The sequence below is a fragment of the Chryseobacterium sp. CP-77 genome, assembly GCF_036362765.1.
In the GTDB taxonomy this organism is placed as follows: domain Bacteria; phylum Bacteroidota; class Bacteroidia; order Flavobacteriales; family Weeksellaceae; genus Chryseobacterium; species Chryseobacterium cupriresistens.
Map to the genome: position 1 here is coordinate 2,440,511 of NZ_CP143637.1, position 15,159 is coordinate 2,455,669.

Consider the following 15,159-nt stretch of genomic DNA (forward strand, 5'->3'; position numbering starts at 1 on the left):
TATGAGCAGATCGACAGATTAAAACAAAATTTATCATGAACAGCCTTCGTAGCGGCGAATATTTTGGGGAAACCAATCAAATGGTCAATTTGGAAGGATTGACCATCACCGATACGGAGTATACTCATCCTTATGTAGACTGGCATTATCATGAAAATGCTTATTTCACTTTTCTTCTACAGGGCAATATGACAGAAGGAAACAGAAAAGAAACCTACGGCTGTTCTGCAGGAACATTATTGTATCATCATTGGGAAGATCCGCACTATAATAGTAAACCGGATATTTTCACAAGAGGCTTTCATATTGAGCTTTCGCAAAGCTGGTTTGATCGGTTTGATATTCAGAAAAATAAAGTGGAAGGAAGTTTTAATATCAAAAACCCTGCTTTAAAATTATTGGTCTGTCAGATGTTCAGGGAAACCAAAACCAATGATATTTCTTTTGATCTAAATATTAATCAGTTATTACTGCATCTTTTCAGCCAGTTGACTCATCAGAAGGAAAATACAGAAAGAAAGCCTTTGTGGGTAGGCCGGATCAATGAAATTCTTCATGAAAGCTTTACAGAAAATCTCAGTCTTACAGAACTTTCCAAAACACTGAACATCCATCCTGTTCATCTCAGCAGGGAATTTCATAAACATTTCCATTGCAATCTGGGGAAATATCTCAGAAAATTAAAGATTAATAAATCAATGGAACTTCTCAATTCACCTTCTTCTTTAACCGATATTGCGCTGGAATGCGGTTTTTCAGATCAGAGTCATTTTATCCGGTGTTTTAAAGAAAATATCGGAATAACCCCTTTGAAATACAGGAATCTTTTGAAAAATCATTGAAACTTGTTTGAAATTAACGAGAGATTTGGCTTTTGCCATAGACTACGCCCAATCTGCGGTTTCTGAAGAGGTAAGAATCTTATTAGCCAGCGATTGTTTTGAGATTCTTCATTTCATTCAGACTGACACGCGTTAAATAATACCATTCACGATTTGGATACATCATTCCCCGATTTGGATACATTTCTCTTTTCGTAAGTTTTGATCTTTGTACCATCATTTAAACAAAAAAATATTTAAAAATGGAAACAAAAAAAGTATGGTTCGTGACAGGAGCTTCAAAAGGCTTAGGATTCGAGCTGGTAAAAAAATTACTCTCAGAAGGATTTCAGGTTGCTGCAACAAGCCGTACCGTTGAATCCCTGATCTCCACCATTGGAGAAACTTCACAAAACTTTCTTCCGCTCAGCGTAAACATCACAGACAATAATGATATCAAATCTGCTATTGAAAAAACAGTAAACCATTTCGGACAAATTGATGTAGTGGTCAACAATGCAGGTTACGGCCAGATCGGAACGCTTGAAGAACTTACTGATGAGGAAGCAAGAGAAAATTATGCTGTAAATGTTTTCGGAACTTTAAATGTGATCAGAAATGCTATGCCTTATCTGCGTGAACAAAGGTCAGGAAACATTTTCAATATTTCTTCTGTCGGAGGATATTCTGCTAATTTTCCAGGCTGGGGAATCTACTGTTCTACAAAATTTGCGGTTGCCGGATTTACGGAAGCTTTGGCTGAAGAGGTAAAAGATTTCGGAGTTCATGCTACCGTGGTTTACCCGGGATATTTCCGTACCGATTTTCTAACTAAGGATTCTGTGAAAACGCCTGCCAATCCTATCCAGGCTTATGAAGCAGCGAGAAATTCGGAACAGGCTCACCTCAATGAAATCAATGGAAATCAGCCTAATGATCCTGAAAAAGCAGCTGATGTCCTGATTCAGATCAGTAAAGAGAAAAATCCTCCGGTACATTTATTATTGGGTGTAGGAACGATGGAATTTCTAAATAACAAAATTGATATTTTAAAGAAAGATGCTGAGAAATGGGAAAGCCTGACTGTTTCTACTGCAATTTAATAAGATAATCATGTCTTTCGACTCCGCTCAGGATGACATTTCTAATACTGAATGTTTTAATTTATATTCCTGAATTCGATATAAAATTTTAGAGAGATCATTCTTAGCGGAGCCGAAGACTTTTTGGATCAATGTGTTATCATTTTGAAAAAACAACTAACTTCGTTATATGAAACAACCTGTTCGTTTTAATTCTATATCCGATTTTCATGCTTTCTGCAGCCTTCCGAATCCTGAGCATCCGCTGATCAGCCTGATCGATTACAGCAAGGTCCGCTATGTTGTGGAAAATGAAGAATTGAGATGGATCCAGAATTTTTATTCCATTGGTTTGAAAAAAAATGTTACTCCAAAGTTCAATTACGGGCAGCAGCAATACGACTTTAACTCCGGAGTGCTCTGTTTCGTTTCACCGCAGCAGTATTTAAGCCTGGAAATCAATCAGGATGTAGAAGCAGAACCTACAGGATATTTATTGCTTATTCATCCCGATTTTCTGTGGAATACTTCATTAACCCGGAAAATAAAGTCTTACGATTTCTTTAGTTATAAGGTGAAAGAAGCACTTTTCCTTTCTGATAAGGAAGAGAAAATCCTTGTTGATCTATTTAAAAATATCGAACGGGAATATATGGCCAATATTGATAAATTCACACAGGATCTGATTATTGCCCAGATTGAATTGTTACTGATTTATTCAGACCGCTTTTATGAAAGGCAGTTTTTCACCAGAAAAAAATCAAGCCACGAATTGTTATATAAATTTGAAGACATTCTTTCTCAATATTTTGAAAACGGAAACCTCATTGAAAATGGAATTCCCACAGTGAAATCTATTGCCGAGCAGATGAATATTTCACCTAATTATCTTGGAACGCTTTTACGTCTTCACACCCGGCAAAATACACAGCAGCATATTCAGAATAAATTAATTGATGCAGCAAAAGAACGTTTAAGCACCACCAGTTTGTCTGTCAGTGAAATTGCTTATGAGCTGGGATTTGAGCATCCACAGTCTTTCAGCAAACTTTTTAAACAAAAAACAAATCAGTCACCAGGAGAATTCAGAAAGCTTTTCAATTAACACCGCTTTGAAATGGTCACTATAAAATAGCAATGTTAATTTCATTCTATTTCACTCTAAAGAAGTTTATTATTTTTGTTTAAATACTTCCTTGAGATGAAATCATTTCTACTATTGATCTTTATTTTTATATTTTGTCTTCATTACGGACAAAACAATAATATTATCAGTCCTGAAAAAATTGAGAATCCGGTTCAGAAAAAAAATAGTGGAAAGATTGTTTTCCTTTCACAAAATACGCCGCTGGAAAACCTGAAAGATTCTGATATTCTCACTTCTGCGGTATTTCAGGAAAACGGAGATCTTGGTATTCATGCTTTTTTTGATAACTCGCTGATCAATTATCTTCATCAGCTTGAACCTGGCTGGACTGTGGATGAGTTGTTGAAAAAAGGAAATTATCAGTTCTCATTTTATGTAGACGGAAAACTTATTTATCAGGAAAATCTCAATACAGGCGCAGGAACTGCCGACCATAAAAAATTCAAAACCAGCTTACGAATTCCCCTTCTCAGCAGTAAAAATGAAGATTCATGGGGAAGATATTTATGGATGCGTTTTTATATGGCTCACGACGGAATTGATGCACTGTCAGCAGGAAATCATGTTCTAAAAATTGAAATCCGCCCTTACCTTACCACTTCCACGATCAGAACGGGATCAGTCATTGCAGAAGGACAAATCAATCTCACTGTTCCTGCTCAAAATATTCCCGAGCAGCAAATCGCTGTTCAGCCTGTACGGGCTGATAGCGGATGGAAGGTTTCCAGGGAAAACATCAATACAGAAATCATCAGAAACCTCAATAAGAAAATTGCAGAAAACAGGTTCAAAAATATCACCGGAATAGCTGTTATAAAGGAAGGAAAATTACTTCTTGAAGAATATTTTAACGGATCCGGAAGAGATTCATTACATGATACGCGCTCTGTGGGAAAATCATTTTCTTCTGCTTTAATGGGAATTGCAATCCAGGATGGATATTTAAAAAGTGAAAATCAGACTCTGAAAGAATTTTATGATCTGAAACTTTTTAAAAATTATTCTTCTCAAAAAGAACATGTTACTATAAAAAGCTTACTGACAATGAGTTCAGGATTTGACGGAAATGATGAAGATTCTGAATCTCCGGGAAATGAAGAAAATATGTACCCGACAGAAAACTGGGTAAAGTTTACACTGGATCTGCCTGTGACAGGGAATAAAATCGGTAAAGACTGGAGTTATTTTACGGCAGGTGTTGTATTATCCGGAGATATTTTGGATAAAAAAGTTCCAAAAGGTTTAAAAAATTATGCAGATAAAACATTATTCCAGCCACTCGGAATCACCAGCTATAAATGGCAGTTTACACCACAGCAAAAGCCTTCTTTGGCGGGAGGACTCCGTATGAGACTACTGGACCTTGCAAAATTCGGGCAGTTGTATCAAAATAATGGCGACTGGAATGGAAAAACGATATTGAGTAAGGAATGGATTAAAAAATCCTTCACCAACTATTTTCCTGATCATCCTGATTTCGAAGGATATGGCTATCTGTTCTGGCGAAAGATTTACAAGGTGGGAAACAAAAGTTATGAAGCTTTCCAATCCAGTGGAAATGGAGGAAATAAGATTATTATTTTCACTCAGATACCAGTTGTCATAGTAATTACAGCGCAAGCCTACAACAAGCCCTACGCGCACCGGCAATCTGAAAAAATAGTACAGGATTATCTTTTACCCGCCTTAAAAATGAGTAATGAAAATCAGTAATGAGTAATGTAGAAAAGTGAGAAAGAATAGCTTATTGCTTATTGCTTATTGCTTATTGCTTATTGCTTATTGCTTATTGCTTATTGCTTATTGCAAAACTATTCGTCTTTTTTTGAAGGAACCAGAAATACATCAATAAGACCTTCAGGAAGTTCCATTTTGATGGTTCTTTCTTCTCTGTCTACCTCAAGAATCCAGTCTTTGATCATAGGAATTACCACTTCTTTTCCATCCAGGTTGGTAATGAAATACACCTGCGCTGTCTGATCGTTTACAGATCTGATTACGCCACAGTTATTATCATTCTGATCAAGAATTTCAAATCCGATGATTTCGTGGTAATAGAATTGTTTTCCTGAAAGTTTTGGCAGTGAAGCAAGCGGAAGGTAAACACTTTTACCCAGCACCTGATCTACCATAGCTTCAGAAGAGTTTTTGAATGCAAGATTCAGAGCATCCAGTTTGCTCCATGATGATTTTTCAATAAAAAATGGAACCAATAATCCGTTGATTTCAACGAATATTGATTCCAATTTATTGTAAAGCTCGGGCTGGTCGGTATCCAATTTAAGGATAACGTTACCCGCAAGTCCGTGTCTGCGTGTGATTTTTCCTAAAAAATAGCAATCTTCTTTACGCATAACAGGGTTTGTTCTTAAGCTTCAGTGTTTTCTTCAGTTTCAGCAGCAGGAGCTTCTCCTTCTGCAGCTTCAGCAACAACTTCTTCAGCAGGTGCGTTAGCAGCTTCTTCAGCAGCTTTAGCATCAGCTTCAGCTTGTGCAGCAGCAGCAACTCTAGCTTCGTTTACTTTTACTTCAGCTTCTAAAGCAGCTTTCTTAGCATCAGCTTTAGCAGTAGCTAAACCTTCTACTTTACCTTGTACTTTAGCATCTTTAGCTTCTACCCAAGCATTGAATCTTTTTTCAGCTTCAGCTTCGTCAAAAGCACCTTTAGCTACACCACCTTGTAAGTGTTTTTTGTAAAGAGCACCTTTGTAAGATAAAATAGCTCTAGCAGTATCAGTAGGCTGAGCACCGTTGTTTAACCACTTTACAGCAGAATCAACGTTCAATTCGATAGTTGCCGGGTTAGTAATTGGGTTGTAAGTACCTAGTTTTTCGATGAATCTACCATCTCTTCTAGCTCTAGAATCTGCAACCACGATGTGGAAAAAAGGTTTTCCTTTTTTACCGTGTCTTTGTAATCTGATTTTTACTGACATAATGTTTGAATTTTACGGGAACTCGTCCCAGTTAAATATTTAAGAGTGCAAAGATAGTAAAAAAGTTTGAAGTAAAAAGCTCCAAGTAAAAAGTTTTATAAAATTCATTTTTTTTTAACTAATCAGTGCAAAAGAGAATACTGTTGAAATAATCACAGAAATTAAAACTGCCATAAAAACAACAAAATTATCTCTTGTTTTTCCTGTAATCCCATAGATCACCAAATAGTTGATGATATAAGCAGGCACCAGTAGAAAAAATGAAAACTGCCCGGTAAATGTAAGCACAGCCTTAAAAAAAAGACTCCCGGTTACAGAAGCTATGATAAGCCCTAAAAGACTTTTAAAAATGATTTTCTCATCTATCTTATCATTTTCTTTGACTTTTGAAAACTGATCAAATTTATTCAGAATAAAAATCTTTAAATCACTGCTGCTAATCATTTCTGAAGAAATATTTTCAAGGATAGCATCTATGTTTTCTCCCTTTTGCACCCTTTTGTGTACTTCAAATGAGATTCTCCCTTTTTCTTTGACTAAAACTTTCCTGTATTCTGCTGCTTTTACAAATTCATCATAATTGAATTGCTGACTGATGGCTTCCCGCAGTTCATCATTGACTTTACCAGTATGATCAGTCATATGAAGATAGGCAGCATGAAGATCTTCTTCATTATAATTTCTGTAAATATTCTTCATCTACACCGTTCCCATATAGAAAAGTCCAAGGCACTTCTGGTTTTCCTCAATGGTCAGAGAGTCTTTCAGCTCGTCTACGATTTTAGGAGAACTCCAGTAACACCCGATATTGTTTGCTGTGCAGGTAAGGTACATATTCTGAACTGCCATTGAAGTAGCTGCTATTTCTTCCCATTCAGGAACCATACCGCTGAAGTTGACAACAATGGAAACCACTACATCAGCTTTATTGATTTTGAAACCAATATCATTGTATTTTTTTTCCAGGAAAATCTGTTCGGGTGTAATGGTTTTATAGATAGCCTGCATTTCTGCTGCCAGCTTAACTTTTTCATCCCCTTTGAAGATTTTAAAACGCCATGGCTTGGTACGTTTATGGTTCGGAGCTAATGTTGCCGCGTGCAAAATTTCCTCCAAAACTTCCTGAGGAATTTCCGCATCAGTATAATCTTTCGGGAAAATACTTCTTCTCTCCTCTATAATTTCTTTTAAAATGGTTGCTTTACTCATACCTGCAAATTTACAACATGAAATTCAATCTTCATTTTAAAATGTTAAGGATGTACAGCCAGTTTACGATTTTTATACTCCTGATAATTGCTTATGATAAATGTTGCGGCAATGATTACACTAATCAGAATACTCAGCCATTTTTCATAGACCTCGCCTTTTGCCGGATTCAGCATAAATAACACAATAAAACTTATGGAATATACTACCCCGGCAATGATCCATCTGTTATCGGGATCAGGATATTCCTTCACCGTACTTGCTTTATTGTAATTAAAAACAGGAAGCAGTTTATGTTGATCCCAAATCACCAATATCAGTACGGCAACCATCATTAAGGAGGTGATTATCCAGGTCCCCGAAAAGGAAAGACTGAGGGTAATAACCCAGATATTACTTAATATAGCCAGAAACATCAATGCTCCCAATGTTGCAAAGCGTTGTGTCATCAGTAAAATTCCGGCTGCCACCTGTGCCAGTCCTAAAAAATTCCAATAAAATCCGGATTGATATAAAGCTTCAAAAAAGTATCCGATCGGGTCATCAGTTGAAATTCTGGTAAACCTCTCTCCCATAAGCTTTATTAGACCTGATGGAAAAAAAGCAGAGCCTACGAGATAACGAAGGTGAATAATGATCCACTGATTAATTCTGCCTTTTCTTAATTGTTCAAATTTCATAGTATAGTATTTTGCATAGCAAGGTACTAAATAAAAATAAAACTTCAAATATAAATCTGAAGTTAATCCTTATCCTGATGAATAACTGTATGCTTGAAAAGAGATATCGCTGAATCTTATTTACAGTACCTCTACAATCTTCTGATGGATTTTATTTAAGGTAAACTCGTCTCCGGGTTTCATTCCCATCATTTTTTTTGCCATTGGACTTTCAGGAGAAATGGCATAAAACCGGTCTCCTTCAAAAAAGAACTCTCCTAATGACACTGAAATATAAAACCTGGCCTTGTTGGTAATGACCAGTGAGCCGAGCTGCACTCTTGCAGTAGCTGTATTGAGAACTTTTGCCATATTCCTCCTAAGATCATTCAATGCTCCGAGCTGCCGCTGCATCTGATAAATTTCCTCCTGCATCTCTTCTCTCATGCTGTCATATTTAGGTGTCTTTTTAATATCGCGGCTCGCTTCCAGGGTAAATTCTATAAAGTTTTTCAATTTTTCAATTTTCTCTGCGATGGTGGTCTTCACAAAGTCTCTGATATCACTTTTTTCAAATACAATCTTCTCCATACAATCTATTCTTTATATAAAGATAATATTTTTAGAATAATATTTCAATGACTTAACATAAAATAACGCTTCCTCAACCAACAGTATTGATAAAAAGCCCTGTAATAAAAAAGCCCTGTACATTGTACAAGGCTTTCCTATTATTTTTCAGCAAGTTTCTTCAGATCTCCCAGTCCCTGGCTAAACATTTTGTCCATATTACTGTCCATCATAGGCTTCATGATTTTCATCATGGTATTCAGCTCATTATCGATCATCCAGGTCACTTTTGTACCGCTGCCCTCAGGAGTCAGTATGATATTACTTTTAGCAGTTCCTTCAAAAGGTTGTATGAAATGAAGCTGGGTTCCCAGTTTTTCATTCGGGATAATTTCTGTGATAGACTGTTCTCCTTCACTGCCGTCACCCTTCCAGTGATAAGAGCTGCCAGGCTGGTTACCCGCACCTGAATAAGTGACAGAAAAGTTTTTGATTTCTTTAGAAAAAGGATCCCAGGTATTGTATGCTTGTAAAGAGCTGGTATGCTGCCATACTTTTTCCTTTGGTGCATTAATGACAATTGATTTTTCATAGTGATAATCTTTACTGAAAGCCAGCATGGCAATGACAGCATAGATAAGAATCAGTACGATGATAATACCGATAATTTTTAAGAGTGTTTTCATAGTCTTTATATTTAAGGTTATTTATTTAATTATGACTTTTTAATCTGTTCTCAAAATTAAATATTCCCACATCACTCCTTCTTTCCATATGACAAGATTAATTAAAGATAAGGTATTTTTGTCATACCACACCAGTAAGGCATTATTTTTGAGCGTTTCAGCTGTGATTCCCGATGAATCATTAAATTTACCTTATCTAAAAAGATCAAAAAAATGAATATTTTAACAGAAAAATTTAACACTCCATATCATTCGGCTCCGTTCAACAGTATTAAAAATGAAGATTATCTGCCTGCATTTAAAGATTTAATTCAAAAATCTGAAGCGGAAATTGATGCTATTGTCAACAATCCTGATGTTCCCACATTCGAAAATGTTATTGAAGCTTTGGCCTATTCGGGAGAACAGCTGGATGTGGTTTCTAATATTTTTTTCAACTTAAATTCTGCAGAAACCAGCGATGAGATCCAGCAGATTGCCCAGGAGGTTTCTCCGATCTTAACGGAATATTCTTCAAAAATTTCTCAAAATGAAGCCCTTTTCAACAAAATCAAGAAAGTATATGATGAAAAGAAAAAATATAATCTCAACGAGGAACAGGAAATGCTTTTGAATGAGACCTACAAAGGTTTTGTAAGAAGCGGAGCTTTACTGAATGAGGAAGACAAAGAAAAATTAAAGAAAATCAGCATGGATCTTTCTGTAAAATCTTTACAGTTCGGACAAAATGTTCTGGCTTCCACCAATGCTTATTTTAAGCATATCACCAATAAGGAAGATCTTGCAGGAATTCCTGAAGCCATCATGGATCAATATGCCGAAGAAGCTAAAGAAAGAAACCTTGACGGCTGGGTGGTCACCTTACAGTATCCAAGTTATATCCCGTTCATGACCTATGCTGAAAACCGTGAACTGAGAAAAGAACTGGCCTTGGCCAATGGTAAAAAATCTTTCGACGGTGGTGAATTTGACAATCAGAATTTGATTAAAGAACTTCTGAATTTAAAACAACAGAAAGCTGAACTTTTAGGGTATAAAAACTACGCTGATTTCGTTCTTGAAGAAAGAATGGCCAAGTCTCCGGTGAAAGTTTTCGATTTTTTAAATGAACTTCTTACCAAGGCAAAACCTTATGCCGATAAAGAAATTGAAGAATTAAAATCTTTAGCAAAAGCTGACGGAATTGAGGAAATGCAAGGTTACGACCATGCATTCTATGCTGAAAAACTTCGTAAGGCGAAATTCGACCTTAATGATGAAGAATTAAAACCTTATTTTCCATTACACCAGGTGCAGGATGCTGTATTCGGGCTGGCTGGAGAACTTTTCGGACTGACTTTTGAGGAAAGAAACGATATTCCGAAATATCATGAAGATGTAAAGGTATATGAAGTAAAAGAGAACGGAAATTACAAATCATTACTATACGTTGATTATTTTCCGAGAAAAGGGAAAAGGGCCGGTGCATGGATGACCAGCTACAAAAACCAGTATAAGCGAAACGGCGAAAATTCCCGTCCGCATATTTCAATTGTCTGCAACTTTAGCAAACCGACAAAAGATACGCCTAGCTTATTGACCTTCCAGGAAGTGACGACTCTATTCCACGAGTTCGGGCATGCTCTTCACGGGATGATGGCAGATACTCAATATCCTACTCTTTCCGGGACTTCTGTAAAATGGGATTTTGTAGAACTTCCGTCACAGTTTCTGGAAAACTTCTGCTATGAGCCTGAGTTCCTGAAAACTTTTGCAAAACACTATAAAACAGGAGAAGTTCTTCCTGACGAAAAAATTGAAAAAATCGAGCAGTCCAAAAATTTCATGGAAGGTTACCAGACTTTAAGACAACTAGGTTTCGGACTTCTGGACATGAATTATCATACTAAAGTGGCAGAACTGGAACATGAAAGTGTAAAAGAGTTTGAAGATAAATATACCAAAGCAACCACTCTTTATCCTTCGAATTCTGAAACAGCGATGAGCCCAAGCTTCTCTCACATTTTCCAGGGAGGATATTCAGCAGGATATTATTCTTACAAATGGGCGGAAGTTCTGGATGCTGATGCTTTCCAGTATTTCAAAGAAAACGGAATTTTCAATCCTGAGATTGCAGCCAAATATAAAGTCTTGCTTTCTTCGGGCGGAACAAAAGACCCAATGGAGCTTTACAAAAGTTTCAGAGGCAGTGAGCCGAAAGTGGAAAGCCTGTTGAAAAGAGCATTTGGATAGGATATATCTTGAAAATCATGACAGAAGAAATCAACAAGTTAGAAGCTGTTTTTAATCAATCTTTAAAAACAGTTTTTGAACGTATAACTCCTGAAAAGATTGATGAAATTCTTGACAAAAGAGATTCAGCAGAGTTTTCTGATGAATGGATGAAGGCCTATCAGGAAATTGAAGAAAAATCTTTTGATGAAGAAACTGAAGACAAAATAAGTGATATCCGGAAGGAAATTTTTATTTCCACCTTCAGAACCACCGGCTCTTCAGATCTTCCGGCTTATATTTCCGATGATTTTGGTTTGATCTGCTCTTACTACATTCATCAGGTTGAAAACAGTTGGGTAACCAATCTGCTTTTCACTTATCTTCATCATCAGATTCCAGATGGTGAACTGCTGAAAACAGAAAAAACAATAAAAGAACTGATTCAATAGATCAGAAAACACAAAAAAAGAACAGCGTTTGCTGTTCTTTTTTGTTTTAAATTAGCCGCTCGAAAACCTCAAATAATTCCTGATCCATGACCATTCAAGAACAAATCCACGACTATATCAACAGCCAGCCTGAAAAGAAACGTAATGATATGCTCGAGCTCCACCGCATCATTCTGGAGCTTATACCGGATGGCCAGCTGTGGTTTCTGAATGGTAAAGACAATGACAATAAAACAGTTTCCAATCCTAATATCGGGTATGGATTTTATACATTACAATATGCTGACGGAAAAACCAGAGATTTTTACCAGATTGGGATGAGTGCCAATACCACAGGGATTTCCATTTATATTATGAATATCAGTGACAAAACTTACCTTTCAAAAACGTATGGAGAAAAGATAGGTAAAGCTGTTGTAACGGGATATTGCATCAGGTTTAAAACTTTAAAAGATATTAATAGTGAAATATTGAAAGCAGCCATACTGGATGGACTCAAAGAATAATTTTTTTATTCTGCAAAAAATAACAGATCATTTTCAGGAAAGCTAAATTTGTACAGGAAATGAATAGTATCCATTTTGTAATTTTAAATAATGAGCACGATAAAACAAAGATTAGAAAACGTAAAAAAACTTCAGGCCAAAAGATGGGAAAACGAAGATCACTGGGATACTTTAAACGATCTGCTGATCAGAGAGCTGGATGAAATTTTACTGATTGAGCCTGACAACACTCCGGCTTTAATTAATATAGGGGCTGTTTATTCCGATATGGGAGAAAATGAAAAAGCACTGGAATATTTAAATACAGCATTAAATTTAGGTTCTGAAGACAAAAATCTGTTTGTCAACCTTTCCATTGTGCTTGTTTATATGGGAAAACATCAGGAAGAGTATCTTGAATATCTTGAAGAAGCGGAGGATAAAACTGAAGATCCTCTCACTTTTAAAGCGTATTTTGATCCTCAATCCCTTTAAAAAATCATTTAAATTAAAACTTACAATCATGTTACTGGCCATATTATTACCCTTTTTATCTTTTATCGTCCGTGGAAAAATTTTCACCGGAATCATCTGTCTGATTTTACAAATAACTCTTATCGGATGGCTTCCTGCGGCAATCTGGGCAGTTCTTTCTTTAAACAATGAAAGAGCTGACAAAAGAAATGACCGATTGATCAAAGCGATGCGGGAAAACAAAAGATAAAACTCACCTAAACCTACCACCAACAACTGATTTAGAATCAATTAACAAATACCATCTATTGTTTTTAAGTTTCTGATTTATAAATTTCATCAAAAAAAATTGCGAAACCGAAAAGTTGCGTATATATTTGCAACCATATGGTTTCATTTAAAAATCATCGTTTATGAGAAGAGATATTTTTCAGGCTATAGCAGATCCCACACGCCGGGCTATTATTGCACTGATTGCAGTACAGGCGATGACACCCAATGCCATCGCAGAACATTTTGATACCACCAGACAGGCTGTTTCAAAACATCTGAAAATTCTGACGGAATGTGAATTGGTAACCCAGAATCACCAGGGAAGAGAAATTTATTACTTTTTAGAAATTGATAAAATGAAAGAAATAGATCATTGGCTGGAACAATTCAGAAAGATATGGGAAAGCCGTTTCGAACAGCTTGACACGTTACTGGCAACCCTGAAAAGCCAGCAGAAATAAAATTCAGCAATGTAAAGCCTCATATTTTCGTCATTTTAAGACCAAAAAACTATAAAAATATTAATATGAAACATCATCTTCAGTTCGATTTTCTTGCAGACAAGGAAAAGAACACCCTTACGATCAGACGTGAATTTATGGCAAACCGGCAAATGGTTTGGGACTGTTACACAAAAAGTGAACTTCTAGACCGTTGGTTTGCTCCAAAACCGCTGACCACGAAAACAAAGTCAATGGAATTCCGTGAAGGCGGGCACTGGCATTATGCAATGGTAGAGCCTAATGGAACAGAATACTGGGGCTGGGTAAGCTACCACACGATAAACCCAATAGATTCTTATACATCAGGTGATGCTTTTTGTAATGAAAAAGGAGAAATCAACACCCATCTTCCTCAGGCAGAATGGACAGTAACTTTCACTGATAAAAATGAAAATACCCTTGTAGAAACAATCGTACGCTATCAGTCCTTAGCTGATCTGGAAACCATTATCGAAATGGGAATGGAACAGGGAATGATGGCAACTCTTGAAAAACTTGACGAATTACTATTAACATTAAAACCATAAAAATGAGCCACAAAATCACAGTTTCTGCCACTATCAATGCAGATGCACAAAAAGTATGGAATTATTACACCAACCCTGAACACATCACTCAGTGGAACTTTGCAGATCCTTCCTGGCAATGCCCATCTGCTTCCAATGATATGAAAGTAGGCGGAAAATATGCCGCAAGAATGGAAGCAAAAGACGGAAGTTTCGGTTTCGACTTTGAAGCTGTTTATAATGAAATAAAAGATGGGGAAAACTTTACCTATACCATGCCGGATGGAAGACAGGTACATGTTGACTTTAAAGAAAACAATGGCTACACCAATGTAGATGTTGCTTTCGATCCGGAAAGCGAGAATCCTGAAGACATGCAGAGAGGCGGCTGGCAGGCTATTCTTGATAATTTCAAAAAATATGCGGAATCGAATTAAAAATTTTCAATTGAGAGTTGATATAAAGCTGGATGTTCTACATTCAGCTTTTATTTTTCAGGGATCGGAAACCTCTCATCTCTGATATTGTCGTAAATTTATATTTCAAAATCTGGAATATCTGAGATTAATATCAGAAAGAACAGTAGTCTTTGATCCTTGTCAAAGTTTAAAACCTTTACAAGGATAGATAATGAAGAACCCAATTTTTTGAAGCTATGAAAGAAAATAAATACGACAACCCTTCATTTTTTGATCAATACGAGAAAATGCTCCGTTCTCAGATAGGATTAGAGGGAGCAGGAGAATGGCACACCTTAAAAAATATGCTGCCTGATTTTCAGGGAAAAAATGTTCTTGACCTCGGCTGCGGTTTCGGATGGCATTGCCGCTATGCGATAGAACACGGAGCAAAATCTGTAACCGGAATTGATCTTTCAGAAAAAATGCTGGCAAAAGCTATGGAAATCAATAATCTTGAAGGAATTCAATATGAAAGAAAAGCCCTTGAAGATGTGACTATCCTACAGAACAATTTGACATCATATTGAGCTCTCTCACTTTACATTATGTAGAGTCATTCGATAACATTGCTCAAAATATTTATAAATGACTTACACCCGGCGGATCTTTTGTATTTTCAGTAGAACATCCTGTTTTCACTGCAGAAGGCGGTCAGGACTGGATATATGATAAAAATGGTGAAAAA

At 36.5% G+C, this 15,159-nt stretch carries 21 protein-coding genes; 14 read left to right on the forward strand and 7 right to left on the reverse strand.

Features of this window, described 5'->3' with window-relative positions; genetic code table 11:
- Positions 1–35: 35 nt before the first annotated feature.
- The 5 genes from V0410_RS10765 (at position 36) to V0410_RS10785 (ending at position 4,763) form a co-directional block, all read left to right on the forward strand.
- Positions 36–842 carry a helix-turn-helix transcriptional regulator gene (locus tag V0410_RS10765; RefSeq protein WP_330747468.1) on the forward strand — a complete coding sequence of 269 codons (807 nt, stop codon included), beginning with the start codon at positions 36–38 and terminating at the stop codon, positions 840–842.
- 7 nt (positions 843–849) lie between these two features.
- Entirely contained in the window at positions 850–978 is a 129-nt protein-coding gene (locus V0410_RS10770) for a hypothetical protein (protein WP_330747469.1), read from the forward strand.
- A 106-nt stretch (positions 979–1,084) separates the two neighbouring features.
- Complete coding sequence (locus V0410_RS10775; protein ID WP_330747470.1) at positions 1,085–1,924, forward strand: SDR family NAD(P)-dependent oxidoreductase; 840 nt, start codon at positions 1,085–1,087, stop codon at positions 1,922–1,924.
- Positions 1,925–2,093: 169 nt separating this feature from the next.
- On the forward strand, positions 2,094–3,008 hold the full coding sequence (locus V0410_RS10780; protein WP_330747471.1) for a helix-turn-helix domain-containing protein: 915 nt from the start codon (positions 2,094–2,096) through the stop codon (positions 3,006–3,008).
- 96 nt (positions 3,009–3,104) lie between these two features.
- On the forward strand, positions 3,105–4,763 hold the full coding sequence (locus V0410_RS10785; protein ID WP_330747472.1) for a serine hydrolase domain-containing protein: 1,659 nt from the start codon (positions 3,105–3,107) through the stop codon (positions 4,761–4,763).
- A gap of 98 nt (positions 4,764–4,861) precedes the next feature.
- On the opposite strand, the gene rimM is transcribed toward V0410_RS10785, so the two are convergent.
- From rimM to V0410_RS10820, 7 genes are all read right to left on the reverse strand, one after another.
- On the reverse strand, positions 4,862–5,404 hold the full coding sequence (rimM, locus tag V0410_RS10790; RefSeq protein WP_227943400.1) for a ribosome maturation factor RimM: 543 nt from the start codon (positions 5,402–5,404) through the stop codon (positions 4,862–4,864).
- A gap of 14 nt (positions 5,405–5,418) precedes the next feature.
- Complete coding sequence (locus V0410_RS10795; protein ID WP_137905102.1) at positions 5,419–5,985, reverse strand: 30S ribosomal protein S16; 567 nt, start codon at positions 5,983–5,985, stop codon at positions 5,419–5,421.
- A gap of 114 nt (positions 5,986–6,099) precedes the next feature.
- Positions 6,100–6,684 carry a hypothetical protein gene (locus tag V0410_RS10800; protein ID WP_330747473.1) on the reverse strand — a complete coding sequence of 195 codons (585 nt, stop codon included), beginning with the start codon at positions 6,682–6,684 and terminating at the stop codon, positions 6,100–6,102.
- The gene (locus V0410_RS10805) at positions 6,685–7,194 is read right to left on the reverse strand and encodes a nitroreductase family protein (protein ID WP_330747474.1); all 510 of its coding nucleotides are present in this window, start codon (positions 7,192–7,194) and stop codon (positions 6,685–6,687) included.
- A gap of 44 nt (positions 7,195–7,238) precedes the next feature.
- Positions 7,239–7,874, reverse strand: a complete 636-nt coding sequence (locus V0410_RS10810) for a DoxX family membrane protein (protein ID WP_330747475.1) — start codon at positions 7,872–7,874, stop codon at positions 7,239–7,241.
- Between the two features lie 120 nt (positions 7,875–7,994).
- On the reverse strand, positions 7,995–8,444 hold the full coding sequence (locus V0410_RS10815) for a hypothetical protein (protein WP_330747476.1): 450 nt from the start codon (positions 8,442–8,444) through the stop codon (positions 7,995–7,997).
- Positions 8,445–8,584: 140 nt separating this feature from the next.
- Complete coding sequence (locus tag V0410_RS10820) at positions 8,585–9,109, reverse strand: SRPBCC family protein (RefSeq protein ID WP_330747477.1); 525 nt, start codon at positions 9,107–9,109, stop codon at positions 8,585–8,587.
- A gap of 213 nt (positions 9,110–9,322) precedes the next feature.
- Here V0410_RS10820 and V0410_RS10825 point away from each other — a divergent pair, with 213 nt between their 5' ends.
- The 9 genes from V0410_RS10825 to V0410_RS23005 all read left to right on the forward strand — a co-directional run bounded on the left by V0410_RS10825 (position 9,323) and on the right by V0410_RS23005 (position 15,001).
- Positions 9,323–11,341, forward strand: a complete 2,019-nt coding sequence (locus V0410_RS10825) for a M3 family metallopeptidase (RefSeq protein ID WP_330747478.1) — start codon at positions 9,323–9,325, stop codon at positions 11,339–11,341.
- A 17-nt stretch (positions 11,342–11,358) separates the two neighbouring features.
- Positions 11,359–11,772, forward strand: coding sequence for a hypothetical protein (locus tag V0410_RS10830; protein ID WP_330747479.1), 414 nt, complete (start codon positions 11,359–11,361; stop codon positions 11,770–11,772).
- Positions 11,773–11,858: 86 nt separating this feature from the next.
- Positions 11,859–12,278 (forward strand): DUF1801 domain-containing protein, encoded by a 420-nt coding sequence (locus tag V0410_RS10835; RefSeq protein ID WP_330747480.1) that lies wholly within the window; start codon positions 11,859–11,861, stop codon positions 12,276–12,278.
- Between the two features lie 90 nt (positions 12,279–12,368).
- Positions 12,369–12,752, forward strand: a complete 384-nt coding sequence (locus V0410_RS10840) for a tetratricopeptide repeat protein (protein WP_330747481.1) — start codon at positions 12,369–12,371, stop codon at positions 12,750–12,752.
- Between the two features lie 28 nt (positions 12,753–12,780).
- Complete coding sequence (locus V0410_RS10845) at positions 12,781–12,981, forward strand: YqaE/Pmp3 family membrane protein (RefSeq protein WP_330747482.1); 201 nt, start codon at positions 12,781–12,783, stop codon at positions 12,979–12,981.
- Positions 12,982–13,144: 163 nt separating this feature from the next.
- On the forward strand, positions 13,145–13,465 hold the full coding sequence (locus V0410_RS10850; RefSeq protein ID WP_047378845.1) for an ArsR/SmtB family transcription factor: 321 nt from the start codon (positions 13,145–13,147) through the stop codon (positions 13,463–13,465).
- 65 nt (positions 13,466–13,530) lie between these two features.
- On the forward strand, positions 13,531–14,034 hold the full coding sequence (locus V0410_RS10855; protein WP_330747483.1) for an SRPBCC family protein: 504 nt from the start codon (positions 13,531–13,533) through the stop codon (positions 14,032–14,034).
- A gap of 2 nt (positions 14,035–14,036) precedes the next feature.
- A complete protein-coding gene (locus tag V0410_RS10860; RefSeq protein ID WP_330747484.1) occupies positions 14,037–14,450 on the forward strand; it encodes an SRPBCC family protein in 414 nt (137 codons plus the stop codon).
- A 218-nt stretch (positions 14,451–14,668) separates the two neighbouring features.
- Entirely contained in the window at positions 14,669–15,001 is a 333-nt protein-coding gene (locus V0410_RS23005) for a class I SAM-dependent methyltransferase (protein WP_442879195.1), read from the forward strand.
- Positions 15,002–15,159: the final 158 nt, after the last annotated feature.

What these genes read in the sequence shown, in the direction of transcription:
- V0410_RS10765 (WP_330747468.1), top strand. Translation starts at nt 36, where the DNA reads ATGAACAGCCTTCGTAGCGGCGAATATTTTGGGGAAACCAATCAAATG.
- V0410_RS10775 (WP_330747470.1), top strand. Translation starts at nt 1,085, where the DNA reads ATGGAAACAAAAAAAGTATGGTTCGTGACAGGAGCTTCAAAAGGCTTA.
- V0410_RS10780 (WP_330747471.1), top strand. Translation starts at nt 2,094, where the DNA reads ATGAAACAACCTGTTCGTTTTAATTCTATATCCGATTTTCATGCTTTC.
- V0410_RS10785 (WP_330747472.1), top strand. Translation starts at nt 3,105, where the DNA reads ATGAAATCATTTCTACTATTGATCTTTATTTTTATATTTTGTCTTCAT.
- rimM (WP_227943400.1), bottom strand. Translation starts at nt 5,404, where the DNA reads ATGCGTAAAGAAGATTGCTATTTTTTAGGAAAAATCACACGCAGACAC.
- V0410_RS10795 (WP_137905102.1), bottom strand. Translation starts at nt 5,985, where the DNA reads ATGTCAGTAAAAATCAGATTACAAAGACACGGTAAAAAAGGAAAACCT.
- V0410_RS10800 (WP_330747473.1), bottom strand. Translation starts at nt 6,684, where the DNA reads ATGAAGAATATTTACAGAAATTATAATGAAGAAGATCTTCATGCTGCC.
- V0410_RS10805 (WP_330747474.1), bottom strand. Translation starts at nt 7,194, where the DNA reads ATGAGTAAAGCAACCATTTTAAAAGAAATTATAGAGGAGAGAAGAAGT.
- V0410_RS10810 (WP_330747475.1), bottom strand. Translation starts at nt 7,874, where the DNA reads ATGAAATTTGAACAATTAAGAAAAGGCAGAATTAATCAGTGGATCATT.
- V0410_RS10815 (WP_330747476.1), bottom strand. Translation starts at nt 8,444, where the DNA reads ATGGAGAAGATTGTATTTGAAAAAAGTGATATCAGAGACTTTGTGAAG.
- V0410_RS10820 (WP_330747477.1), bottom strand. Translation starts at nt 9,109, where the DNA reads ATGAAAACACTCTTAAAAATTATCGGTATTATCATCGTACTGATTCTT.
- V0410_RS10825 (WP_330747478.1), top strand. Translation starts at nt 9,323, where the DNA reads ATGAATATTTTAACAGAAAAATTTAACACTCCATATCATTCGGCTCCG.
- V0410_RS10830 (WP_330747479.1), top strand. Translation starts at nt 11,359, where the DNA reads ATGACAGAAGAAATCAACAAGTTAGAAGCTGTTTTTAATCAATCTTTA.
- V0410_RS10835 (WP_330747480.1), top strand. Translation starts at nt 11,859, where the DNA reads ATGACCATTCAAGAACAAATCCACGACTATATCAACAGCCAGCCTGAA.
- V0410_RS10840 (WP_330747481.1), top strand. Translation starts at nt 12,369, where the DNA reads ATGAGCACGATAAAACAAAGATTAGAAAACGTAAAAAAACTTCAGGCC.
- V0410_RS10845 (WP_330747482.1), top strand. Translation starts at nt 12,781, where the DNA reads ATGTTACTGGCCATATTATTACCCTTTTTATCTTTTATCGTCCGTGGA.
- V0410_RS10850 (WP_047378845.1), top strand. Translation starts at nt 13,145, where the DNA reads ATGAGAAGAGATATTTTTCAGGCTATAGCAGATCCCACACGCCGGGCT.
- V0410_RS10855 (WP_330747483.1), top strand. Translation starts at nt 13,531, where the DNA reads ATGAAACATCATCTTCAGTTCGATTTTCTTGCAGACAAGGAAAAGAAC.
- V0410_RS10860 (WP_330747484.1), top strand. Translation starts at nt 14,037, where the DNA reads ATGAGCCACAAAATCACAGTTTCTGCCACTATCAATGCAGATGCACAA.
- V0410_RS23005 (WP_442879195.1), top strand. Translation starts at nt 14,669, where the DNA reads ATGAAAGAAAATAAATACGACAACCCTTCATTTTTTGATCAATACGAG.